We start from the raw sequence: 24,930 nt of genomic DNA, 5'->3' as shown, positions 1-24,930 counted from the left end.
GATGAGAATGGACAAATCAGCAATAATTAAATTCTCAAACACGGTTCGGGAAAAGTTAAACGCCGAAGTAAGAAGTCAGGCAGCCTATTATGAAATTTCTTCTAAAGAAATCCGCGCTGTAGAAGAACATGAAGATTCGGTTGTGATCAACGGTAAAGTCTTTAATTCTAAGATCAAAAACCAGCGTTCTCAGCTCGTAAAACAGGTCAAGAATAAGGGTTACGAACAGGTCATGGAGGAAGTGACCTATACCTGGTTCAACCGGCTTATGGCTCTTAAATTTATGGAGAGGAACGGGTGCCTCCCTGACCAGATCAGAGTCTTTACTTCCTCTGATCCTGACAAAACGGAACCCGACCTTCTAACAAATGCCCTGAAACTTGACTTTTTGAACGTTGATAAGGACTCAGTCCTCGACCTCAAGGCCGAAAACAAAGATGAAGAGCTCTACAAATACCTCCTCCTCAAGCTCTGCAATTATCTGCACAAAATAATGCCTTTCCTTTTTGAAGAAATCGAGGATTATACTGAACTCCTTTTCCCTGACAAACTCCTACACACCGGCTCAGTCCTGCATGACCTTAATTCAATAATACCGGACGAGGACTGGCACGAAGTTGAAATTATAGGTTGGATCTACCAGGATTATGTAGAACCGAAGAAGAACAAAGTCTTTGCTGATCTCAAAAAGGGAATTAAAATTAGTAAAGAAAATATTCCAGTTGCAACGCAGCATTTCACACCTCACTGGATTGTCCGTTACCTTGTGGAAAACTCCATGGGTCGCCTGTGGATGCTTAACCGTCCGAAATCAAGCATTGTTGACCGGATGGAGTATTATATAAAACCTGAACAACAGGAAATCGATTTTCTGAAAATCAGTTCTCCTGAAGAACTTAAAATATGTGATCCAGCCTGTGGTTCGGGGCACATGTTGGTTTATGCTTTTGATCTGTTGTATGCGATTTATGAAGAAGAAGGTTACAGTACCTCAGAAATTCCAGAACTGATCCTGACCCATAATCTCTTCGGGATTGAGATCGATAAGCGTGCAGGAGAACTTGCAGGCTTTGCGTTGACCATGAAGGCAAGAAGCAAGGACCGCCATTTTTTCAAAAAGAAGGTCCAGCCCAATATCTGCGTGTTGGAAAGCGTTACTTTTGAAGAAGGAGAGCTCAATGCTTACATAGATGCAGTCGGAAGTGACCTTTTCACCGATGCCCAGAAAGATACTCTGCTCCAGTTTGTCGAAGCCGACAATTTTGGTTCTCTAATTAATCCGGCTTCATCAAATATATTGAAAATACTGCATCTGCTTGAATCCAAAAGTCTCCCCGAAAATATAGTTCTTTACTCTACTCATCAGAAGGTTATGCAAGCCCTACAAAATGCCAAATATCTTAGCTCTAAGTATCACGTAATAGTCACTAACCCACCGTATATGGGTAGTAAAGGCATGAACAATGAGCTAAGAATTTTTGCTCAGGAAAAATATCCTGATAGTAAATCTGATCTTTTTGCCATGTTTATCGAGCGTGGATTTGATTTAATTGTTGAACACGGATACAATGCAATGGTTACAATGCAAAGCTGGATGTTCCTTTCATCTTACGAAAAACTAAGAGAACGCCTGCTGGATGAAGTAACGATTGATTGTATGGTTCACATGGCAAATATGGTAATGGGCATTGCTTTTGGAACGGCAGCAACTGTCTGGAACAAAACAAAGAAAGCTGACTTCAAAGGCCACTTTTCTTATGTTTACTATGAGGATTTGACAGAAGAGAATGAACCGAAACAATTCCCGATGCAGAATGATAGACTTGCTCGCGCCTCCGCCGCCGACTTCAAGAAAATTCCTGGGAGTCCGATTGCGTATTGGGTAAGTGAGAGAGTGAGGGAAATATTTGAAAAATCTGACTCTTTGGATATGCATGCAAAAGCTAAATCGGGTCAAAATACAGGAGATAATGAAAGATTCATTCGCCAATGGTTTGAGGTTTCGCAACAGAAAATTGGCTACGGATATGAAAAATTGAGTGATACATTTAACAGTTCACATAAATGGTATCCTTACAATAAGGGAGGAAATTTTAGGAAATGGTATGGAAATAAAGAGTGTGTTATTAATTGGCAAAATGATGGAGAAGAAATAAAAACATATGCCGTTAAAAGAAATAAGGGGAAGCACTGGTCACGGTATATTCAGAATTTAGAATACATGCTTAAAGAAGGCGTGACGTGGTCTTTTATAAGTAGTTCTTATTTTGGTGTAAGATACACTGAAAAAGGCTGTCTATTTGATTATGCCGGATGCTCACTATTTCCAGATAAGTATGAAGATTTGTATTATGTGATAGGATTATTATGTTCAAAGTTATCTTTTGATTTTCTTAAGATTATCAACCCAACATTAAATTTTCAGCCGGGTACAGTTAGCAAAATCCCTTTTATAACCAATAGTATCGATAAAAAAAATGTTGAGAGTATCTCAAAAAAAACAATTTCATTGGTGAAATCCGACTGGGATTTATATGAAACTTCTTGGGATTTTATTACTCTTCCATTATTGAAACCAGAATTCCATCACCCCAAACTTGCTGAAACTTACACTAAACTCCGCTACCACTGGAAAGAAATGACTCTTGAAACGCAGCGGCTTGAGGAAGAGAATAACCGCATTTTCATCGAAGCCTACGGTCTGCAGGATGAACTAACGCCAGATGTTTCCCTTTCTGAAATCACATTGACCTGTAACCCATACTATCGCTACGGCAACAACAAAACCGAAGAAGAACTGGAAACTCTTTTGCTGACCGATACCATAAAAGAACTAATTTCCTATGCTGTCGGCTGCATGTTCGGAAGATACTCCCCGGAAAAAGAAGGGCTGATTCTTGCAAATCAGGGAGAAAAGCTGGCTGATTTTAAAGAAAAGGTTCCTGAAGCTTCTTTCCTGCCGGATGAAGATAATATAATCCCGATTCTTGATGATGAATATTACACGGACGACATTGTAGGCCGGTTCAAGGAGTTTTTGAAATTTACTTTTGGGGCAGAGACGCTTTCTGAAAACCTGGACTTTATTGCAGGGGCGCTTTCGAAAAAAGGCGAAGCTTCTGAGAAAGTCATAAGGGATTATTTCCTGAAGGATTTCTACAAAGATCACGTTAAAATGTATAAGAAGAGACCGATTTACTGGCTCTTTACTTCAGGGAAAGATAAAGTGTTCAATGCGCTCGTTTACATGCACAGGTACGATAAAACTACCCTGGCGAAGATGAGGATCGATTATTTGCTGGATTTTGAGTCAAAGCTGGATGCTAAAAGGCCGCTTCTTGAAAAAGATATTTCTGAGAATTCCAAAAATCGAGGGAAGGCAGAAACTGAACTTGCGAAGCTCAAAAAGAATATTGAAGAGCTCGTGAAGTATGATGAACTTCTTAAGAATAAAGCGGATCAGATGATTGAGATTGATCTGGATGATGGGGTCAAAGTGAATTATGAGAAGTTTAAAGGGTTGGTGGGGAAGATATAAGGGTTCTTGGTGGTAAGATGGTTTATCATATTATAATTAAAACTTACTCAGGCTCTACTATTAATAATGAGGAAAAACAACTTAATTTAAGTGAAGAAGTACTTCGCAGTCGGTTTTTAGAACCTTATGAAAAAGGTGCTTCTTTAATTATAGATGGAAATATAATCAAGGTAGATAATATAGAAAGGATCAAAATTCTTAGGACTGAATCTAATAAACGTGAGTATGAAGTTCCAAATATAAATTCCATTGGTTATTTAGGAATTAATGGAGAAATAGAAGATGTTACTGATGATTTTATTCAATGGGGGCCAGGATATAAAAAAGATGACTCTAATAAACAAACAGCAAGCTTAAAACCTCAAAGTAATCAAGTTTTTGTTGTTCACGGTCATGACAATGAGATGAAAGAAACTGTTGCTCGGGTATTAAAAAATGTAGGTCTTGAGCCCATTATCTTACACGAACAAGATAATATTGGAAAAACGATTATTGAGAAGTTTGAGTCTTGTTCGCAAAATGTCTCTTTTGCTGTAGTACTACTTTCACCTGATGATTTTGGATACAAAAAAGATCAGCTTCCTGAATCTGCTATACCAAGAGCTCGCCAGAATGTGATTTTAGAACTTGGTTATTTTATGGGGAAACTTGGTAGAAAAAATGTAGTTGCATTAAATAAAGGTGGAATAAACTTTGAAGTTCCATCAGACATTTTAGGAATTGTGTATATACCTTTTGACCCATATAACGGATGGAAACTTGCTCTTGCTAAAGAGATAAAAGCAGCAGGGTACGATATAGATTTTGGGAAATTATAAACTGATAATATGGATATCAAAAGTCTTCTCAAATCCGGCGAGTCCGAAACCCTCGAATTCAAAGAGAAATTCGATGACAGAACCGTAGAATCCGCTGTAGCTTTTGCCAACGCAAAAGGCGGCATGATCCTTAAACCTCATTAATACCGCAAAACCGCACTAAAGTCACATAGCCGCAATCATTATGAAAAAAGAACCCAATACTCATTAATCTGGGACTTGTTTCCTTGTAGATTCAAAGAAAAAATCGGGAATGATTAAGGAAAAGAACATATATCAAATAAGAACGCATATAGTTGTTAAAAGGCAGGATTAAGCGATAAGGGGTGTAGAAATGGCTTCGAGATATCTGGAACAAAACACTTTGTACATATCAGACCCTGTTGCCATTAATAAGTTACATTCTCTATTTGAGAATAATGAAAAATTCAAACCTCCTGTATCTCGATATGCAAAGTCTGAGAAAGAGGTTATTGAATTCTTAAAAAGGTAATGGATCTGTACATTTTTACTTGAGACTTAAATTTTATTTTTCAATATAGAGGTTAAAAACCTCAATTTTTCATCTTGTTTTCATGTTTTTTTATTCTGTTTCCATCCTGTTTCCACCTTCTTTTTTAGATTTTTGGATTTTTATCCAGTCTTCAATATGATTATGGCGGTCATTTTAAAATTTTGGTTTATTATTGCTTTGGTAAGCACTCTATTTTCGGCTTCAAAGTATGTATTAATGCTTCAGATGATGTATTAATATGTAAAACATCACTACAAATTAGTAAAGCCTATAAATGGAAGAATACTTCATAGATAAAGTGTCTAAATTTCTATATATAATTTTATCTTTTCCCGATTAATCGCAGGATATGGATTTTCATGGTTAACGTTGAAAAAACAAGCCAGAGTATACTCAGAAAATTTGACCCTTCGGAACTGGCAGATTATGAGAAGAGAAAAATCGTTTTCTGGTATGATAAGGACAGGACTGCCTGGGATGATGAAAAATTGGCTCCCAGCTCAGAGCTGAACGAGATAATACAAATACTGGCAGGGCATTCCATTAAATTCCATATCCTGAGTAACAACTATTTTGAAACCAAAAAACTCCTTGAAATAGAGGACCCTGAATCAAACTATCTGATTTACTGCCCCGACAAAGAAAGAACGCACGAAGAAAACTGGCTTTTTGATATCCAGCTTTATTCATCCAGATTTGAAAACAGCCGGATTTCGGACCTCAAAAGTGAATTTGAGATCGAGGGGCATGAACTGGACGACTTCTTCACAAAATACGAAAAATTCTTTGGCAATCAGAAAGAAAGGGTTCAGCCTCTAAAAAAGCTCTACCAGAAGGACTGGCGGGAAAAAGAGTTTATTCTGGGCATGCTGGCTGTTTTTTCAAAAACTCAGGTTCTTGATTTCAAACTTATCGTTCGTGACACCATGTTGAAATCCCTGGAAGAAGCCGAAAACCCGACATGGGAGCATATATCGAAGTTCGGGCTGGAGGAAAACTTCTGGGAGCTGGCAGAAGATGATTTTGGCTTTTTGGCAAAGAACCCTACCCTGAAGAAGCTTTTCCTGAGTTTTCTGGTCACGCACATAAAGCAGTGTTCTGGAATTTCCATGCAAGGCTATGACCAGTATGTGAACCGGAAGGAAAATGAGTGCCAGATCTTCCTCAAGCACTGGATGGACAGTTCCCAAAACTCCAAAACCTTTGAGAAATACACTCGTGACATACTTGAAGAGAACAATCGGGATCTTGAAAAGAGCTTGCAAGCAACGCTTAATAAGCGGGATGTGCAGACATATCTTGAAGCAGAAGCAGTTGAGACCTTTGACAAAGCTATAATTCTCCGTATAATCGAATCTCTGAGTAGTCCTGTAGATTCAACAGAAGATGATTTTAAAAACTATCTTGCCTGGATCGATGTCCGCAGGACAAAGCACTGGTTTTCCGAATATGAAAACATTTACAGTGCGCTTGAATATGCAGTCAAGATCTTCCGTTTTGCCAGAGAGCACTATGAAAATCCAGAAGCAATTGATACACTTGAAAACACATGCAGTTTATACGAATTATTCAAAGCATATGCTGAGACCCACTATCAGATGGATTACTTCTACAGAAAATTCTACTACTATTATGATAAAGAGCAGGAAAAGGACATCCTGAAGAAAAACCTGAGGCCTCAGGTTGAAGATCTCTATGCTAACAATCTGCTCGGAAAACTGTTATTAAAATGGAGCAGCCTTATTGAATCCGATCTTAAAAGCCAGTGGAAAATTGAGCTTGCAGACAGCCAGAAGGATTTCTATAAACTGTACGTAAGCAGGATCTTACAAAAAGACGACAGAATTAGGGTTGCAGTTATCATTTCCGATGCCTTGCGCTATGAAGCAGCTTTCGAACTATTCGAAACTCTCAATAAAGATACCTGGGGGATTGCCGAACTCACTTCTATGGCAGGAGTTTTGCCCTCATACACGAAACTTGGAATGGCAAGTTTACTTCCTCATAATGCTCTGGAATACAGAGGAAAAGAAGTCCTTGTTGATGGCATAAGTTCCGAAGGGCTTGAAAAAAGGAACAAAATCTTGCAAAGTAAATGTGAAGACTCACTTGCGTTAAATTATGAAGACATTATTAAACTCAGCCGGGAAGAGGCACGGGAACTTATCAAAGGAAAAAGAGTCCTTTACATCTATCACAACAAGATCGACTCAACTGGTGATAAGCAGTCCTCAGAAAACAGCGTGTTTAATGCCGTAGAGGAAACAATTCTTGAACTAAAGAAACTTGTCAAGCATTTGAGTGATACTCTAAACACCACAAATGTAATTATTACATCCGATCACGGTTTCCTTTACCGGAGAGACGATCTGGAAAATGCAGATAAGGTAGACACCGCATTATTTGACAAATCTCGTATACTTGATGCCACAAAGCGCTTTATCCTGAGTGACCAGGAATTTGCACAGGCTGACTTACTGGAGAACATACACAAGTTTGATATGCACCATGTTCTCAGCCAGGAACATCAGGATCTTCCACTTTTTGTCTATGTCCCAAAAGCAGACCTCAGATTCAAACTCCAGGGAGGTGGGCTCAATTTTGTGCATGGAGGAGCCTCTCCTCAGGAGATTGTCATTCCGGTCCTGACATATACCCATAAGCGGAAGGATAAAACCCTTGAGGGGAAGGACATAAAGCATGTTAAAGTCAACGTCTCGGTAATAAACGACCGAAAAAAGATCACAAACAGCAAGTTTAAAGTCAAAATTTTCCAGACTGAAAAAGTCACCGATAAAATGAAACCCCGAACTTTCAGAGTTTCTCTATGGGATATTGACGGCGAGCAGGAAAAAATGGTCAGTGATGAAAAAACCGTTATTGCCAGTAGCGAATCCGATGACCCTGAAGAAAGGCAGTATACTGTAATGCTTACTCTCGGGAACAACCTTGAGAATAAGACATATTATCTTAAATTAATTGACACTGATCCAACGGAAATCAAAAATATTGTACGGATTCCATTTGAACTGGACCTTCTGATCGGGGATTTTGATGACTTTTAATTAAAAAACGAATTGTGTAAAGATTCTCTCGTAAAAAAAGAGAATAATATGAACAGTAATATGGAACATGGACAGTAATATGAAATATGGACAGTAATATGAAATATGGACAGGATAAAATGACTGAAGAAGCTCTTGAGACAGCAGTCCTTGAAACCGATAGAAAATTAATCAAATATTTTCCTGGTAGGGTTGTGCGAAAAGACCTTACAAAGCTGTTGAAAGTAGGGCATAATGTCCCTGTCTATGTACTTGAATACCTTCTCGGCTCCTATTGTGCAGATGATGATGAAGATGTGATTAATGAAGGTGTCCAGAAAGTAAAAAATATCCTGTCCAAAAATTATGTAAGGCCTGATGAAGCCGAAAAAATCAAGTCGAGAATCAGGGAAACTGGCTATTACACGGTTATTGATAAGATTACTGTCAGGCTGAACGAAAAAAGGGATATTTACGAGGCATCGTTTTCCAACCTCGGGCTTATTAACATCGAAATTGACTCGGATTATATCATAAAATATGATAAATTGCTCGGAGGCGGGATCTGGTGCATGCTCAAGATGGAGTACTCCATTGAATCTGCAGCATCTCCTTTTATTATCTCCAGCTTAAAACCTATCCAGATTCCAAACATGAATATCCAGGAAATCCTTGAGGCAAGGAAATATTTTACAAAAGAAGAATGGATAGACGTTCTTTTGAGAAGCATAGGAATGGAGCCAACTCAGCTTCCGAATCCTGTCAAGTGGCACATGCTGGAAAGGCTTGTTCCTCTTGTTGAAAACAACTACAACCTCTGCGAGTTGGGCCCACGTAGTACAGGAAAATCCCATGTTTACAAAGAAATTTCCCCGAACTCTATCTTGATCTCAGGTGGACAGACCACAGTTGCAAACCTCTTCTACAACATGTCTACACGGCAAATAGGACTTGTTGGGCTCTGGGATGTTGTGGCATTTGATGAAGTTGCAGGAATTCATTTCAAGGACAAAGACGGAATTCAGATCCTCAAAGACTACATGGCTTCAGGCTCTTTTGCAAGAGGAAAGGAGCAGAAAAATGCAAACTCATCAATTGTCTTCGTTGGAAACATTAACCAGAGTATTGATTCTCTCCTTAAGACCTCTCACCTTTTCTCTCCCTTTCCGGATGCGATGAACAGCGATACCGCTTTTTTTGACAGGATGCACTACTATCTCCCTGGCTGGGAAGTCCCTAAGTTCCGACCTGAACACTTTACTGACAGATATGGGTTCATAGTTGACTATATTGCCGAATTTTTCCGAGAAATGAGAAAACGTTCCTATTCTGATCACATAACCCAATTCTTCAGGCTTGGAAATAACCTGAACCAGCGTGATGTAATTGCTGTTAATAAGACATTCTCTGGACTTATGAAGCTCCTCTACCCTGATGAGAATATTACGAAAGAAGAAGCTCAGGAGATTCTCGAATATGCCCTTGTAGGTCGAAGGCGGGTAAAAGAACAGCTCAAAAAGATTGGAGGAATTGAGTTCTTTGATGTAAATTTCTCGTACATTGATAACGAGAACCTAAAAGAAACCTTCGTGCCTGTACCTGAAAGCGGTGGAAGCAAAATCATTCCAGCAGGAATTACAAAACCAGGTGAAGCATACGCTGTTGCAGCTACCGAGTCCGGAAAGATCGGAATATACAAGTTTGAAGTCCAGATAGTGTCTGGATCTGGAAAATACGAAAAATCGGGCACTGGTTTAAATTCTCAGGCAAAAGAAGCAATAAAGACAGCTTTTAATTACTTCCGGGCCAATGCAAAGTCCATAAGTCAGGGCATTTCTGTAAAAGAAAAAGACTACTTTTTACATGTCCAGGACCTCTATGGAATTGGTATGTCTGATGAACTTGCTCTTGCGGCATTCATAAGCCTCTGTTCTGGAGCAATAGAAAGATCCCTGCAGGAACAAACTGCGATCCTTGGAAGCATGACAATCGGAGGCTCTGTAGAGGTACTGGAAAATCTTGCTGGTCTTTTACAGGTCTGCCTTGATGCTGGGGCGAAGAGAGTCCTGATTCCAATTGCTTCTGCAAGCAAGATTGCAGCAGTACCTCCAGACTTGTTCAGTAAGTTCCAGATCTCGTTTTATGAAGACCCTATTGATGCGGTTTATAAGTCAATGTCACTGATTTAATGTCTTACCAGATCTGCATAAATCTGGGTTTAATCCAGAATTATTTCTGTTGTGTCCTGAAATGATTCATTTGTATTCAGTTAAGATACGATCTATAAGATACGTGTTATTTTACATAATTATTTCACAATACCAAAATGAAATTGAAACTTACTTAACGTTTAACTTTTTGCGCCGTTTGTTGTTGTATCGTGTATTGAACTTTCAAATGGTTTTGGATCTACGAAATTATTCCAGAATACAATAATTTTCCTTCGCAGCCAAGGACACGTATCGGAGCATTTAGTATGACATGTTTTACTCATACAAAAAAGAGTTAAAAAGGTGTACAGGCTTTTCAAAAATTCCTATACTACCTTAAATTTAATAATTTTCTTTAAGAGATTTTCAAGGCCTTTCCTTTGTAGGTAAATACTTTGTTTTAGCTGTGATAACCTCGGAATAATGAGTATCTGAAAGGTCTTCTTTTCCGGACCAGAAGATTGCTTTATGATATTTCCATACGTATGGATCAAATTCAATAATTCCTACATGGATCACAAGCTCAAAGACAAACCAGTAGGCTGCAAGCAGATGTAATAAGCGAAGCAACCCTAAGGCATTGATATTGAAAAAGGACGCAAAATACCAGGCTACGGAAAGTATCCATGACGCAATAGGAATTCCGAAAGGAGACCATTCAAGGTTGTAAAGCACCACTCCTGTAATTGCTACAATGACAATTGCTATGCTCTCAATAACAATCAGAATTTTAAGTACAGGATGAAGCTTGGTTACATAGTGTCCTTTACTTTCATCATAGATAGTAAAAGCCGGATACCTGCCTTTTCCAAAAAAATTCTTTATTATATCAATGAGCCGTTCTGCATCATCTTTTCCGAAAATGTAAGAGTCCTTAAAATGCACTATTCTGTCTCTGACACTGCATCTTTCTTCTTTACAGGAAAAAAGGTTGTATGGGACCAGAATCCAGTTTGCAACCAGGAAAAAAGGTACAGCAATCACATGCCAGGATCGGGCTGTTTGAAAATCCAGGAACTCCCAACCATAGTAGATTTTGAATCCCGTGATAAGCAGGACAAACATGGTAATAAGATGAACCAGATGAGTAACCCGCTCAAGCCAGGTATAACGTTCAACAACCATTCTTGTAGAAGCGGATCTTTGAGCAGATCGTACCATAACTTCTAACCTCCTTCAAAGTACCTTGATTGTATAATCCGGGTGCTTTCCGGTTTTATCAATTGTAGTTTTATCAATTGTATGAACTGCACATGCCAGGCAGGGATCGTAAGATCGGGCTGTATGCAGAATTCCAAGAGGATTTGAATAATCCACTCCAAGTGCATTTTCAGCAGCCGAAATTTTGGTGCCTATCAGAGCTTGCTCAACAGGGCTTGGGGTCCCTTGCGAATTCCTTGGAGCAAGGTTCCAGGTACTCGGAACCACAGCCTGGTAAAGGGTTACCATAGAATCCGAACCTGTAGCAATCCAGTGCCCCAGTGCCCCTCGCGGAGCTTCCCATAAGCCCATTCCTGTGGAACTCTTTGCCATGGAAAGATCAGTATGCACAGCAACCTTTCCGCCTGCTTGAAGGTCCTGTGTGAGCCACTCTATCATTTCTGGAACCACTACAAGAATTTCCTGCATCCTTGCAATCATACGGGTGTAGTTGTTGACAGGATAGTAGCCATTATCCTGAAAAGTTTTTACTAATCCCGTAACAAGAGGTTCTCCCATAACCATCATACGGGCAAGAGGACCGACTTCACACGGAATTCCATTGTAATGAGGGGCTTTTGCCCACGAGTAACGGCTCTTCGATCCTTTTGTATAATCGATATTTTCGGGATTTCCTTCAGGAACCGTAATCCCATTCCAGGGAGAACGATCGTTTACATCGTCAATGTAAAAGGAGTGGCTAATACTTTCTGAGATCTTTTTGTAATCGAATTTCTCAAGCTTGAAATATCCATTCATATAGCCGGAAGGAATAACTCTGCTGTCCGCAGGACTTGTGGGGTCATATCCATTTCCTTTCTCGGGCTTAAAGAAAACTCCGTAAGAAAGAAAACCGATCTTATCGGGATCTTTGTAAGTCCCTGCAAGGTCCATTTTCATACTGATAGGCAGGCCGAGAAGTTTTTCCCCTATAAGCTCCGAGCCGAAAGCCGCAAAGAGTGGGACGTCTCCCCAGCCAGCCGAGTGTGAGAAGTCCTTGCTGTCAAGGGATTTATTCAGAAGTTCTTGCAGGTGATTCAGAACGAAATTAGCAGCCTTTTGAGGAGAAGAAGCCCTGTAAGTATTTTCAATCCAGGTATCGGGAGAGACCCCAAGAGTAAATGTTTTAACAAACTCCATCGTTTTCGTGACATAGCTTAAAATTTGCCCGATATCAGCAACCGTCGGAGAATAAACTACACCCCCAACATGCTGAAGAACCGGATGAGGCATCTTGCTGGCTATCAAAGAAATGGCTTCGTGCAAGCGGCGAAATTCCACTATAGCGCCCAGATAGGACGAGCCTGCCGGATAACTGGCACCGTCAATCTGATAAATCAAAGGCGCAAAACGTCCCTGGAGCTCTTTCCATACTGCATTTCCAACATCCCCGTATTTTGCCAGGATGTCACGGTAAGCCGGGTTTGCAAGATCAGGGCCCCAGAGCACATAGATATGTGCTGCATGGCTGGCTATGAAATTCAGAGCCTGATGGATGTTTCGCATTAAAAGCCCGTCTTTGGGAACCTCACCTGCCACTCCAAAAAGTTCATCGAGAGCATTTGCTGCAGCTATGCCATGGCTAACCGGACAAACCCCACATATCCTCTGGGACAGAAGTGCCGCATCCCTGGGGTCCTGGTGCTGTAGGAGACGTTCAAAACCCCTTAACTGTAATCCATTACTCTGGGCATCAGTAATCACGCCTTCCCCATTGACTTCAGTATTGATCCTGTAGTGCCCTTCTATTCTCGAAACTGGATCAACAGTAACCTGTACCATTATTTTTCACCTCCGGCTTCCTCTATGGTTTTCTCTCCGGTTTCTTCATGAGTGGTTTCTTCATGAGTGGTTTCTTCATGAGTGGTTTCTTCATGAGTGGTTTCTTCATGAGTGGTTTCTTCATGAGTGGTTTCTTCATGAGTGGTTTCTTCATGAGTGGTTTCTTCATGAGTGGTTTCTTCGGCAAAGCCTTCCTCGTCCTCAGGTCTTTTCATGGCAGTTCTCCTGACAGCATGAGCCCCTGCAGCAAGTAGTGCGCCTCCTATTGCCACGCCCGCTACAGTATTGATATTCGTACCTACAATTCCTGTCTTCTCAATTTCCACGAAAAAAGGCCTGGTACTATCCGGAAAGCCTGGCTGAACACAACCAATACAGGGAGAGCCTGCCTGAGGGCAGAAATTAAGATGGCCGTTCCAGTGGCGAGTAGCGCAGTCTGCGTGGGTATAAGGCCCTTTGCATCCCAGTTTCCAGAGACACTTGGGTCCACCTACTGTCAGCTCAAACTCTCCACGGTCATAGTATCCGCGACGAGAACAGTTGTCGTGAATAACATGGTCAGGCGGGAAGAAAACCTTTGGACGTTTCCAGTGATCCAGCACATAAGGCAAATCATCAGGTATCTTGATCTTTCCCAAAACAACTGCGCCTATTGTCAAAAAAACCCAATCTGGATGAGTAGGGCAACCAGTAAGATTAATTACAGGCTTTTCAATGCCAAGAAGATCTAAAATCCCCTTTGAAGCATCTTCCATAGTAAAAGCAACTCCACGGGGGTCCATAAGTTCAACTATATCACTCTTAGCAGAGTTCACCCCACCATTAGTCGCACAATTCCCAATTGCAACAATTGCTAAAGCGTTTTTAGCAGCTTTCGCGTAAATCTCCTTATAGGTTCTTCCTCCAAGCATGAGATATTTCCCGGAACCTTCAGGTCCGTTCGAAATTGCCCCTTCAGAAACTAGAACGTAACCTTTTTCCTTTTCCAATATATCATCCAGCACAATCTCAGAATTAAGATCACTGGTATTTGCGAGCTTTCCATCTACGAAAATTCCCTGCTGCATCATTAAAACTTCATGATAGAGAAGCTTGAGATTGTATTCCTGAAGGAATTCTACGATATCGGGAGATCCTCCGTCCAGCATTGATATGGTACAGCCACTATCCATTACTCCGTGAAGCCATACAACCTTAGTTTCCGAAAACTCAAGAGCTTTTGCTATATCGTTTTTATACGTTTGTAAAAACAGTGAAGCCCCTAATGCCCCGACAGCCTTTATAAAGGTCCGCCGATCCATTTTCATGAAATCAAGATTTTTAAACTTTTCAAGTAAGTCGTCATTATCCGTTCTACTTCCCCCCATGTTACGAATAATTTTATATAAAGATATATAAATAACGATATATAAAAAATGGATCCAATATCTTAAAGAATATCACATCTATATCAAAGACTATCAACTCTTCAATACCCGCTTTACAAGTAACCCCTTTATTTTGCAACAGCAGAAGAGTGTATTATTTAAATTTAAGTCATTTAATAAATATAATTTTTCTAAAAACTTATATATTTTAATATCACTAGTTTATTTATTGAAATTTTAAGGCTAGTAATATTTAGTGATAATGTTGTATATTTAAGGGAAAAGTTATGCGGCAAATATGGGGGATAGAATATGACTATTGGGGATGGTCACGATTTAAGGTCGTCGAGATTTGAAGGCGATGAGGTTCTGGAGGCTTGCTATGACAACGAAATATCTCTTCAAAGAGGGGACCGTGGCTCTGCGGTAAGAAAAGTTCAACAGGCTTTAATATTTTTGGACTTTCCCGTACCTGAGGTTGGAGCCAATGGCATTTTTGGTGGGGAAACCGAACTGGCGGTCAAAAGTTACCAGGAGTCACGGGGCCTGAAGGTTGATGGAATAATAGGGTCAGAGACTATAGGAAGTCTCGATGAGGAATTTTTCACAGGTCCACCGGAACTTTCTATTTCACCAGTAACCGAACCGCAGTTATCGGAGGTCCCAACTCCATTATTCCCGGAATCTCCGGTTCGATCACCAAGAGCATCTCCGGTAGGGCCGGTAAGAGCACCTGAAGTCCCACCACTAGAGATACCCCGGGCTCCGAGGGTAGGAGTACCCGCAGTTAAAATACCTCAACCTCCTGAAGCACCTGTAGCGGAACCTCCAATCCTGAAAACCCAGGCAGTTCCGCTTGAACAAAAACCGGTTCATGTGGCCAGACCTATAACTCCACCTTTGACCAGACTACCCCCTACGATTGATAGTCAGGGACGTAAATTCCATACTGCAGGAACCTGGAGTGGAAGTAGTTCTTCTTTTGAAGCTGAAGCTGGAAAATCGGTACGTCTCGAAGTAAGTAATCTGAATGTCAAAGAGTCAAGTATCACGATAAAGACAAATACAGGGGAAGCAAAAGAATCTGTGCTTTTACCTGATATCCTTGTAAATTTTGAATTCTCTGCAATGGAAGAGCCTTTTATATGGAGATTTTACATAGAAACCGACAGTGAAGACTCTTTAATCGAGTGGAAACTCTATAGCAATTGGGTGCCGGGAAAATCCAGGTAACTATTAAGAGAAAAAAGCCGTATTAATAGCAAAAGAGCTTCAAATGAAGGTTTAAATGAAATAGACAGGTGTAGAAACCTTAAAAAATATTTATACAGGGCTCTGCACTGAGATACAGAAACCTCACGTTTCTTTTTCCGTAATTATATCCGGTTCTTTTCTAGAATTTCATCCGGCAGGGGCTTGAAATTTAACTTATTTGTCCGGCAGGACCTTGTGCTTAGATTAGTTTGCCTGCTCAACGCGCTCCTTAAGTGCCAGATTCATCTTACTAAAACTCCGTTTTGTATTGCCAAGCAGGGAACCCGAAAACGGCACCAAAAGCCCTTTGAATGTCTCTCGTTGAATCAGGCGCACCCTGTTCTCACCAGCTGGTTCTATTACAAAACCGTGCTCACCATCGAATATCCCAGGAATTACCAGATGGCCGATCCAGCGCAGCTCTCTTTCTGTCCGAATGACAAGAATAGTTGGTCGAATTGTCATAACACGGTTGCCTAGATGCATTTGAACCTTTAATTTCTCACCTGAATTGGAAACTCCGTTCACCTCACGGATAAATGGATTCCATTGCGGGTATGCTCCAAAATCAGTAAGAGTTTGCCAGACCCTGGCAGCCGGGGAGTTGATGATAACTTCGGTCTCGAGATTCTTCTGAGTAATAGAGGTATTTGCAGCAACAAGCGTCGCGGCATAGAAAATTGCTCCTAAAGAAAGTATATTAAGTACTACTTGACCAAGAAATTGTGATATATTTCCACCCCGAAATTATAAATCATTTTTAATATATTATACTCAAATAGATCTTTTATCAGATATAAATTACTGTAGAAGGAAAGGATCAAATCAATAAAATAGTAAATATGGAGCAAAATGTATACTGAAAACAGAGGCAAAGCAGAAATTGAACAAAACAAAAATTAAAGTAGATTAGCAAAAATGAAATTAAAGTAGATTAGCAAAAATGAAATTAAAGTTGATTAGCAAAAATGAAATTAAAGTTGATTAGCAAAAATGAAATTAAAGTTGATTAGCAAAAATGAAATTAAAGTGAGGAAAAGACCTCTTCTCTGATGAGCTTTATGGCTTTATCCACACCTTTAAGAACATCTGGACTGATTTCCTGCGTAGCTTCCGTGACAATCGACCCTATTTCAATTCCGATGACCACAATTTCAGGAAGTTCTTGAACCTGTTCTCCTATTTTCAATACATCTGTAATTGTCAGATCATGTACTGAAACCAGGGGATGAAATTCGACACCATCCAGTAAGTCCTTCCCTTCTATACGGTGTACTGAACCTGGAAGGCTGTTAGCCAGAATTGCATCAACTATTATGACTTTCCTGGCGCCATCAAGAAGATTTAGAAGGTCAAGCCCACATACCCCTGCATCCACGATATTGACATCTTTGAGGTTTTTAAGTTCGGATTCTTGAAGGGCCTCAATGACTTTGAGGCCAACACCATCGTTTCCCATTAATGGGCTTCCGCAACCAAGAATGCGTATAGAAGCATTTAGTATAGACATATTTTCACTCAAAAAAGCAGTTAAAAAGGTGTACAGGCTTTTCAAACATACCTGTACTACCTTAAGTTTATTCTCTGTAAGATATTTTCAGGGCCTTTCCTTTGTAGGGCAATACTTTGTTTTAGCTGTGATAACCTCAGAGTAATGAGTATCTGCGAGATCTTCTTTTCCGGTCAGGAAGATAGCTTTGTAGTACTTCAAGACATGAGGATCAAGCTCCAGAATACCCACATGGACTACCAGTTCAAAAACAAACCAGTAGGTCATCAGCAGGTGAAGTATCCTGAGGAACTCCAGGGGAGACAGATTGAACACAGGTGAAATAAAGCCTGTTATAGTCAGTATCCATGAAGCTATAGGAAGGCCAAAAAGCGACCAGTCAAGCTTGTAAAGCACAACGCCTGAGACTGCAATTAAGAACAGAGCTGTACCTTCAAGCACGATCAGGATTTTCATTAAGGGATGAAGTTTGGTCCTGTAGTGGCCAGTAGTCTCATCATAGATGCTGAATGCCGGATATCTGCCTTTCCTGAAGAAGTTGCCAATTATACCGCCCATACGAGCTGCATCTTTAGGACCGAAAATATAATGGTCCTTAAAGTGTGAAATCTTTCCCATAAACCCATGGCCTTCGGAGAAGATGTTGTAAGGGATAAGGATCCAGTTCACTGCAAGCAGGAACGGAACCATTATCATGTGAAGACCGCGGGCGGTATGGAAACTCATAAAGTCCCATCCAGTATAGATCTTTAACCCGGTGATGATGAGCACTAACATTGCAATAGCGTGGACAGTATGAGCTATCCTGTCAGTTGCGGTATAGCGCTCAACAACCATTGACCGGTTGTCTTTTGATTTCATTATGGGTCATCTCCCTCTGTACTATACTTAGAGTATTCTTAGAGTCTTTGGAGCGTTTTTCCCAGTCAGGTCAATGGTGTGGACTGCACATGAAATGCAAGGATCATAGGATCTACCCATATGGAAAATGCCAACTGGATTGGTATAATCGACATCTCCAACTGGGTTGATTTTTGAACCAATGAGAGACTGTTCGAGAGGACCAGGAATGCCTTTGCTGTCTCTTGGGGACATCAACCAGCTACCCGGAACTATACACTGATAGTTGGTAACCTTTCCATCGCTGCCAGCAGAGATCCAGTGACCAAGAGCTCCACGAGGAGCTTCCCATATGCCCATTCCCGAATTATTTTTAGCTGCATTAAGGTCTATAGGCACGGAAATCTTGCCGTTGGGGTTGTAATCGACTGTTACCCAATTGAGAAGTTCATACGCGAGAATTGCAGTTTCCTGCATACGAGCCAGCATTCTGGTGTAAACATTAGCTGCAGAGTAGCCTTTCTCATTAAGGGCCTGAGCCAAACCGGTTACGAGTGGCTCTTTTATATTTAGCATGCGTGCAAGAGGCCCGACTTCACCTGCAATTCCGTCATATCTCGGAGCCTTATCCCAGCTGTACTGGCTGTCCGAACCTCCGGTGTAGACGATTTTGTTTGGATCCGTAAACGGAACGGTTTCACCTTTTGTTGGTGCGAGGTCGTTGGAACTGTTCTGGTAGAAGGAGTGAGCAGTGCTCTCCGTAATCTTGTCCGGATCAAATTTCTGATATTCGAGATTTCCTGATACTACACCTGAGGTGAAAATACGGTCTCCTGCCGGGCTTCTCGGATCGTATCCGTCTTTGTACTTGTAGTATCCACCATATGCAACGAAGCAGATCTTTGAGGGGTCCTTGTACCCACCGATTGTATCATGTTTAAGGCTTGCTGGAAGACCAAGAATTTGTTCTCCTACAAGTTCTGAACCAAAAGCTGCATAGAACTCCACATCTCCCCAACCTGCGTCTTTGGAGAAGTCATTGGAAGCAGTTGATTTGTCAACAAGACCCTGGAGGTGTTCAGTAACAAAGCTTACTGCTTTTTGAGGAGAGCTTGCCTTATAGGTGTTTTTGATCCAGGTATCAAAATCAACTCTTAGAGTATGTTTGGATACGAAGTCCATGATCTGCAGATAGTAAGAGGCAAGTTTGGTTACATCTGCGACAGTAGCCGGGTAGGTATATCCACCTGGATAAAGGGCTGAAGGACCTGGCATTCTACCGGCAATAAGTGCGATCATCTCCGCAAGGCGTTTCTTTTCAGGAATTGCTGCAAGATAGGAACTTCCCGCAGGTACAGCCACGCCATCCATCTTGTAGCTGATTGGGGCAAACCTTCCAACCATCTCTTTCCAGACTGCGTTTCCGGTGTCTCCCAGTGTTGTGAGGACATTCTTGTACGCTGGGTTTGCAAGGTCAGGACCAAAGAGGACGTATATATGAGTTGCATGGCTTGCAACCATGTTCAGGCCCTGGAAAATATTCCTCATCATAAGAGCGTCTTTTGGAACACTCTCAGCTACGCCATAAAGATCATCAAGAGCATTTGTGGCTGTCAATCCATGAGACAGAGGACAGACACCGCAAATTCTCTGGGTAAGAAAAGCTGCATCTCTTGGGTCCTGATGTTGCAAAATTCGTTCAAAACCCCTGAATATAAGGGAAGATGACTGGGCATCGGTAATAACACCGTCAGCACCTACTTCAGTGGATATTCGCTGGTGACCTTCAATTCTGGTTAAGGGATCAACTGTAACATTTACCATTTTTCACTCACTCTCCTTTTCCCATTCTCCTAACAGCATGTACGCCTGCTGCAACTGCAGCTGCTCCAACTGCAACTTTGGCTATTGTGTCAATGTTTGTCCCGGCAACTCCGATATCTTCACGTTCAACAAACAGAGGTCTTGAAGTGTCTGGGAAGCCCGGCTCGACACAGGCAATACAGGGGCCGCCTGCCTGAGTACACATGCTTACTGAACCATTCCATTTACGAATTGCACAGTCTGCGTGAGCATAGGGAGCTTTACAGCCTAATTTCCACAGGCATCCTGGCCCGCCGATCTCTTCATCGAATTCTCCACGGTCATAGTATCCGCGGCGTGGGCAGTTATCATGGACAACATGGTCTGGGGGGAAGAAGACCTTTGGCCTGCCGTACTCGTCCAGAAGAGTATCGAGATCATCAGGGATCTTGATCTTTCCAAGAATTACCGCGCCCACAGTAAGAAGAACCCAGTCAGGGTGAGCAGGGCAACCAGGAATGTTGATTACCGGCTTATCGATGCCAAGTTCCTTAAGCATGCCCTTTGAAGAGTCATCTTTTGCAAAAGCTACTCCCCTGTAATCCGTATCCTTGGCAACATCGCTGTCCGCAGAGGTAATTCCTCCGTATGCAGCACAGGAACCTACTGCAACGACAGCAACTGCGTTCTTTGCAGCTTCTCCAAGAGTTTGTTTGAAAGGTTTGTTCCCAATAACCAGGTAGCGTCCCGAACCATCTGGACCGTTTGGAATTGAGCCTTCAACTACCAGGATATATTTACCTTCTTTATATATTTCTTCTTGGAGAATTTCGGAGTTAAGCTCGGCGTTGTTCACAAGCTTGCCATCATTCCAGATTCCCTGCTGTGCACAAAGAGTCTCATGGAAAGCAAGATTGATATTGAGCTTTTGTAGTGCTTGTACAAGGTCAGGATTGCCTGCGTTTAACACTGATTCAGAACAGCCGGTACATTCGGAGCCGTGGATCCAAAGAAGCTTTGTCTCTGGGAATTCTTCAAGGGCCTTTACCATGTCAGCTTGGTAGGTATTCAGAAATGCAGCTGCACCCATTGCACCTAACGCTTTCATGAAAGTGCGTCGATCCATTTTTAAGAAGTCCACACTGTCCAGTGTACGGACAAGATTTTTTATTCCAGTACTCATCTCTACCACATCTTGATTTTACCCAAATTATACATTCAAAAGAAAATTTTGAATAATTGTCCACAGTAATTATATAAATGCATACATAAATTTACCACTAATGTTTTCAATGAGGGAATAGTATTTAAGGTTTTTTACACGCTCCAATAAATATATTAATTGGCTGGATTGGAGACATATGATTTGGGAATATATATAATATGTCCCAAATATAAATAATTCAACTCAATGTCTATTGTTGGGTATTGTAGTACATATATGTAGAATTGAAGCCTCTTGAAAGAGAAAAGAGGATCAAAAAAATTAATTTAATTTCAAAAGTTAAAAGTTACTAATGAAGTCTTAATTCATATTTAAAAATTTATCTGTATTATGACAAAATGCATGAAATTAAAATAAAATGCAAAAAAGTTTTGAAAAGCAAAGAAAGAATTACTTATTTCTAAAGGATATTTTAGTATATTGAGATATTTCAACTAGAACTAATATTTCATGAGAAGGAACTCTATTATGGCAACTGATCATGTTTAACTCTCAAATTCCACGGAGAATTTCGCTCCTACTAAAAGCTGAAAACTTTTATCCCGGGTTTTATCTATTAACTCTGATCTTCAATGTTCTGAAAAATAAATTTAATAGAAACTTAATACGGAAAAGAAGTGCTAAAGAAGCTAATCTTATTATGTGAAGCTGCAGAATATAATACTACTATATAATACTACTCAAGTAATTATCTATGTCTTTTAAATATAGAGTATCCCGACAAATAGGTCCCGATAAATAGAGTGATTTTAGAACTCTTTCTAAACCCTTTCTAAAGCAAGTTAAATATCAGGGAAAAATAACATTTTTAAATTATGTAAGTGAAATGAAAAAACAAAAAGAATATAACATAGGACCAGAAAGTTTTAAAAAATAATTTTCGACAACAGATTTGTTTAAAACGTAGAATCAGGGTCTTGTTGATGGTATCTCCATTTTTCTATCTGCGGCAAGTGGAAAAAGGAAAAGCGCTCATTTAAGAGCAGCAGTAGAAAAATAAAAACAAGTAAGGGGATATAAACTATTTAGCCGGTTAAGGAAGTAAAACTGGGAGGGGTTTTTGCTCAGTTGAGACCTGTAATTATATATACCCCACAAATATATAATTCTTACAAAATAATTCTTGTAAAACCCTTAATACAAGTTTTGCAAAACTCTTAATACAGGAATTTACCTCATAAAAAATGAAATTATATAAATTAATAGGATTTTAAAAGAAAAGAGTTCGAGGAAACATGTGTATAGCTATTCCTGGAAAAGTAAAATCCATTGTAAATGAGAATACTGCAACGATTGACATGGGCGGAATCTGCAGAGATGTGAATATGGACCTTATGGGAGGCGCAAATGAATCCCAGATAGGGAGACATTTTCTTGTCCATGTTGGATATGCAATAGCCGAAATCTCGGAAGAAGAAAGTGAAGAAACAATGCACCTTCTCAGACAGATTGCGGGACTTGAAGAGATAGATACACCAGAAAGCGAATCTATCTGAAAACGGACGCTGATGAAAAATGGAAAACGGGAATTTACCTTCAAAGCCAGCGGTTCCTGAACTTGAAAAAAAGCTACTGGGAAGAATCAAAGGCTCGAAGAAACCGCTTCGCATAATGCATGTCTGCGGAACACACGAGCGAACGATAGCAAAATATGGGTTAAGGAGTATCCTTCCGAAAAATATCGAGGTAATTAGCGGCCCTGGATGCCCTGTTTGCGTGACTCCTGAAGAAGATATTAATATTGCAATTGCCCTTGCAAAAAGCGGGGCAACTGTTGTCACTTTTGGAGATATGATGCGGGTTCCGGGTTCGGCAGAAAGTTTGCTGGATGCGAAGTCTGAAGGGGCAAATGTAAAGATGGTCTATAGTATTGACGATGCAATTGCCCTTGCAGAAAAAAAGCCAGAACTTGAAGTAGTCTTTTTTGGAATAGGCTTTGAGACGACAGTTCCCGCAAATGCTGCTGCTCTTTTAAGAAAGACCCCCGAAAACTTCAGCCTTCTTACCTCACAGAAGCAAACTCCTCCTGCAGTCGAATTCCTTGCCAGGGATGCAGACGTTGATGCCTTTATAGCTCCTGGGCATGTGGCAACCATAATAGGCACAAAACCTTTTGAGTCTCTTGCAGAAAAAGGCTTTCCTATTGCCGTAAGTGGGTTTGAACCAGGAGATATTCTCCTTGGAATAAACCTGTTACAAATGCAAGCCGAGGAAGGAATCTCAAGGGTAGATAACGGTTACCCGAGAGCTGTAAAACCTGAAGGGAACCAGATTGCCCTTAAAATAATGAATGAAGTATTTGAAACCTCAGATTCTGAGTGGCGAGGTATAGGAAAGATAGAGAATTCAGGGCTTGTGCTCAGGAAAGAGTTTGAGGAAAAGGATGCTGCAAAGAAGTACGAAGACTTGTATGCTTCTGCTCTTGAAGATGTCCGAAAGAAAACAGGAGGAAAAGACAAAAAGCGTTGTATCTGCGCCGCTATCCTTACAGGAAAAGCAAAGCCTTCCCAGTGCCCGAACTTCGGTAAGGAATGTACCCCGAAAAATCCTGCAGGTCCCTGTATGGTAAGCCAGGAAGGTATGTGTTATAACTGGTTCAGGTACTCAAGAGAAGGAGGCAACAGAGTTGCATGAATTGTCCATTGCATGTGAAATTTTCGAGCAGGTAATGGCTACTGCCAAAGAGCATGGAGCCACGGAAGTTAAGCACGTAACCCTTCAGATGGGAAGACTATCCCATACTAATCCGGAACAACTTAGTTTCTGTTTTAACGTCCTTGCAAATGAAAGTATTGCCAAAGATGCAGATCTTATTGTAGAAATGATACCGCCCTCTCTTGAATGTGAGTGTGGATACACTGGGGCAGTAGATGAAAAAAAGATACGAGAGAACTGTAAATTTGAAAGCGAACTTTTGGCTTATGCGGCAGTTATGGAATGCCCGGTCTGCGGAAAGCCTGCTCAGCTTACAGGTGGAAGAGAACTGATAATTAAAAGTATCGAAATCGAAACTGAAAACCAGGATTGAACCTCAAAAAGGTAAAAAATAAAAAATAATTCCCCAAGTGATGTTTATGTTAATGCATGTAATCGATATGGGACATGATGTCTACAAAGCAAATGATAAAGTTGCTGAAAAAAACAAAAAGAAACTTGACAAGTATCAGGTTTTCTCGGTAAATGTTATGGGTGCAATCGGATCAGGAAAGACCACTCTGATTGAAGAAGCTATCAGGCAACTTAAGGATAAGTATAATATAGCTGTGATCGCAGGGGATGTAGTCGCAGAAATGGATTCTTCTCGTTTCAAAAAACTTGATGTACCTACTATTCCCGTAAACACTGGAAAAGAGTGCCATCTTGATGCAAAACTGGTGGAAAAAGCCCTGGATGAAATCGATCTCAGTAACACGGATCTCCTTTTTATTGAGAACGTAGGCAACCTTATCTGTCCTGTGGACTTCAAACTGGGGGAACACCTGAGGGTCGTAATCGTGAGTGTTACCGAGGGAGACGACATTATTCTCAAGCACCCCATGATATTCAAGACTTCAGATCTTGCAGTAATAAATAAAGTTGACATTGCACATGCGGTTGATGTCGATGCCGAAAAAATGCGAGACGACATTCTTTCCTTAAAACCGAATGTGCCGGTTATCCTGACTTCAAAGCATGACTGGGAAAGCCTGGAAACCTGGATTAGCTTTATCGAGCTTGGAGTTAAAGAAGCTCAGAATAGATGAGGCGAGATTAAAGAGAATAAAGAAACCAGGTTAAAGAGAATTAACTCGAGATAGGGTTAATGAGAATCAAATTATAAATTAG

Annotated in this window: 18 protein-coding genes; 10 read left to right on the top strand and 8 right to left on the bottom strand. The window is 40.7% G+C overall.

The features are described 5' to 3' along the window. Positions 1-7 precede the first annotated feature (7 nt). The 5 genes from pglX to brxL all read left to right on the top strand — a co-directional run bounded on the left by pglX (position 8) and on the right by brxL (position 10,103). Entirely contained in the window at positions 8-3,538 is a 3,531-nt protein-coding gene (pglX, locus tag MSBRM_RS13635) for a BREX-1 system adenine-specific DNA-methyltransferase PglX (protein ID WP_048156026.1), read from the top strand. A gap of 17 nt (positions 3,539-3,555) precedes the next feature. Beyond that, on the top strand, positions 3,556-4,356 hold the full coding sequence (locus MSBRM_RS13630) for a TIR domain-containing protein (protein ID WP_048156024.1): 801 nt from the start codon (positions 3,556-3,558) through the stop codon (positions 4,354-4,356). A gap of 9 nt (positions 4,357-4,365) precedes the next feature. Then, complete coding sequence (locus MSBRM_RS13625) at positions 4,366-4,500, top strand: AlbA family DNA-binding domain-containing protein (protein ID WP_048156021.1); 135 nt, start codon at positions 4,366-4,368, stop codon at positions 4,498-4,500. A 729-nt stretch (positions 4,501-5,229) separates the two neighbouring features. Continuing rightward, entirely contained in the window at positions 5,230-7,935 is a 2,706-nt protein-coding gene (gene pglZ / locus MSBRM_RS13620) for a BREX-1 system phosphatase PglZ type A (RefSeq protein WP_048156019.1), read from the top strand. Between the two features lie 86 nt (positions 7,936-8,021). Next, positions 8,022-10,103, top strand: coding sequence for a protease Lon-related BREX system protein BrxL (gene brxL, locus MSBRM_RS13615; RefSeq protein WP_230668889.1), 2,082 nt, complete (start codon positions 8,022-8,024; stop codon positions 10,101-10,103). 387 nt (positions 10,104-10,490) lie between these two features. Here the strand turns inward: brxL and MSBRM_RS13610 are convergent, their stop codons facing one another. From MSBRM_RS13610 to MSBRM_RS13600, 3 genes are read right to left on the bottom strand one after another with little or no spacing between them, the layout of a single operon-like run. Next, the gene (locus tag MSBRM_RS13610; protein ID WP_048156016.1) at positions 10,491-11,285 is read right to left on the bottom strand and encodes a cytochrome b; all 795 of its coding nucleotides are present in this window, start codon (positions 11,283-11,285) and stop codon (positions 10,491-10,493) included. Between the two features lie 15 nt (positions 11,286-11,300). Next, a complete protein-coding gene (locus MSBRM_RS13605; protein ID WP_048121137.1) occupies positions 11,301-13,106 on the bottom strand; it encodes a nickel-dependent hydrogenase large subunit in 1,806 nt (601 codons plus the stop codon). Next, complete coding sequence (locus MSBRM_RS13600; protein WP_230668887.1) at positions 13,106-14,473, bottom strand: hydrogenase small subunit; 1,368 nt, start codon at positions 14,471-14,473, stop codon at positions 13,106-13,108. Before MSBRM_RS13600 ends, MSBRM_RS13605 begins: the two co-directional genes overlap by 1 nt. A 312-nt stretch (positions 14,474-14,785) precedes the next feature. On the opposite strand from MSBRM_RS13600, the gene MSBRM_RS13595 reads away from it, so the two are divergent. Next, complete coding sequence (locus MSBRM_RS13595; protein ID WP_048121136.1) at positions 14,786-15,706, top strand: peptidoglycan-binding domain-containing protein; 921 nt, start codon at positions 14,786-14,788, stop codon at positions 15,704-15,706. A 225-nt stretch (positions 15,707-15,931) separates the two neighbouring features. Here the strand turns inward: MSBRM_RS13595 and MSBRM_RS19700 are convergent, their stop codons facing one another. The 5 genes from MSBRM_RS19700 to MSBRM_RS13570 form a co-directional block, all read right to left on the bottom strand. Further along, complete coding sequence (locus MSBRM_RS19700; RefSeq protein WP_048121134.1) at positions 15,932-16,369, bottom strand: SRPBCC domain-containing protein; 438 nt, start codon at positions 16,367-16,369, stop codon at positions 15,932-15,934. Between the two features lie 382 nt (positions 16,370-16,751). After that, positions 16,752-17,237: a hydrogenase maturation protease gene (locus MSBRM_RS13585; protein ID WP_048157100.1), complete on the bottom strand. Its 486-nt coding sequence runs from the start codon at positions 17,235-17,237 to the stop codon at positions 16,752-16,754. An 87-nt stretch (positions 17,238-17,324) separates the two neighbouring features. Further along, positions 17,325-18,098, bottom strand: a complete 774-nt coding sequence (locus tag MSBRM_RS13580; RefSeq protein WP_048121133.1) for a cytochrome b — start codon at positions 18,096-18,098, stop codon at positions 17,325-17,327. Positions 18,099-18,125: 27 nt separating this feature from the next. Then, positions 18,126-19,901, bottom strand: coding sequence for a nickel-dependent hydrogenase large subunit (locus MSBRM_RS13575; protein WP_048121132.1), 1,776 nt, complete (start codon positions 19,899-19,901; stop codon positions 18,126-18,128). 7 nt (positions 19,902-19,908) lie between these two features. Then, on the bottom strand, positions 19,909-21,063 hold the full coding sequence (locus tag MSBRM_RS13570) for a hydrogenase small subunit (protein WP_176722109.1): 1,155 nt from the start codon (positions 21,061-21,063) through the stop codon (positions 19,909-19,911). A gap of 1,277 nt (positions 21,064-22,340) precedes the next feature. On the opposite strand from MSBRM_RS13570, the gene MSBRM_RS13565 reads away from it, so the two are divergent. The 4 genes from MSBRM_RS13565 to hypB are packed head-to-tail and all read left to right on the top strand — an operon-like array spanning position 22,341 to position 24,848. Continuing rightward, the gene (locus MSBRM_RS13565) at positions 22,341-22,601 is read left to right on the top strand and encodes a HypC/HybG/HupF family hydrogenase formation chaperone (protein ID WP_048121129.1); all 261 of its coding nucleotides are present in this window, start codon (positions 22,341-22,343) and stop codon (positions 22,599-22,601) included. 19 nt (positions 22,602-22,620) lie between these two features. Next, on the top strand, positions 22,621-23,739 hold the full coding sequence (gene hypD / locus MSBRM_RS13560; protein WP_048121127.1) for a hydrogenase formation protein HypD: 1,119 nt from the start codon (positions 22,621-22,623) through the stop codon (positions 23,737-23,739). Further along, a complete protein-coding gene (gene hypA / locus MSBRM_RS13555; protein WP_048121121.1) occupies positions 23,732-24,133 on the top strand; it encodes a hydrogenase maturation nickel metallochaperone HypA in 402 nt (133 codons plus the stop codon). Before hypD ends, hypA begins: the two co-directional genes overlap by 8 nt. Before the next feature lie 52 nt (positions 24,134-24,185). Then, positions 24,186-24,848 carry a hydrogenase nickel incorporation protein HypB gene (gene hypB, locus MSBRM_RS13550; protein WP_048121119.1) on the top strand — a complete coding sequence of 221 codons (663 nt, stop codon included), beginning with the start codon at positions 24,186-24,188 and terminating at the stop codon, positions 24,846-24,848. Positions 24,849-24,930: the final 82 nt, after the last annotated feature.

This window comes from Methanosarcina barkeri MS (genome assembly GCF_000970025.1).
GTDB classification, from domain to species: domain Archaea; phylum Halobacteriota; class Methanosarcinia; order Methanosarcinales; family Methanosarcinaceae; genus Methanosarcina; species Methanosarcina barkeri.
The sequence above is the reverse complement of the archived record's forward strand: the minus strand, read 5'-3'. Positions and strand labels throughout refer to the sequence as shown.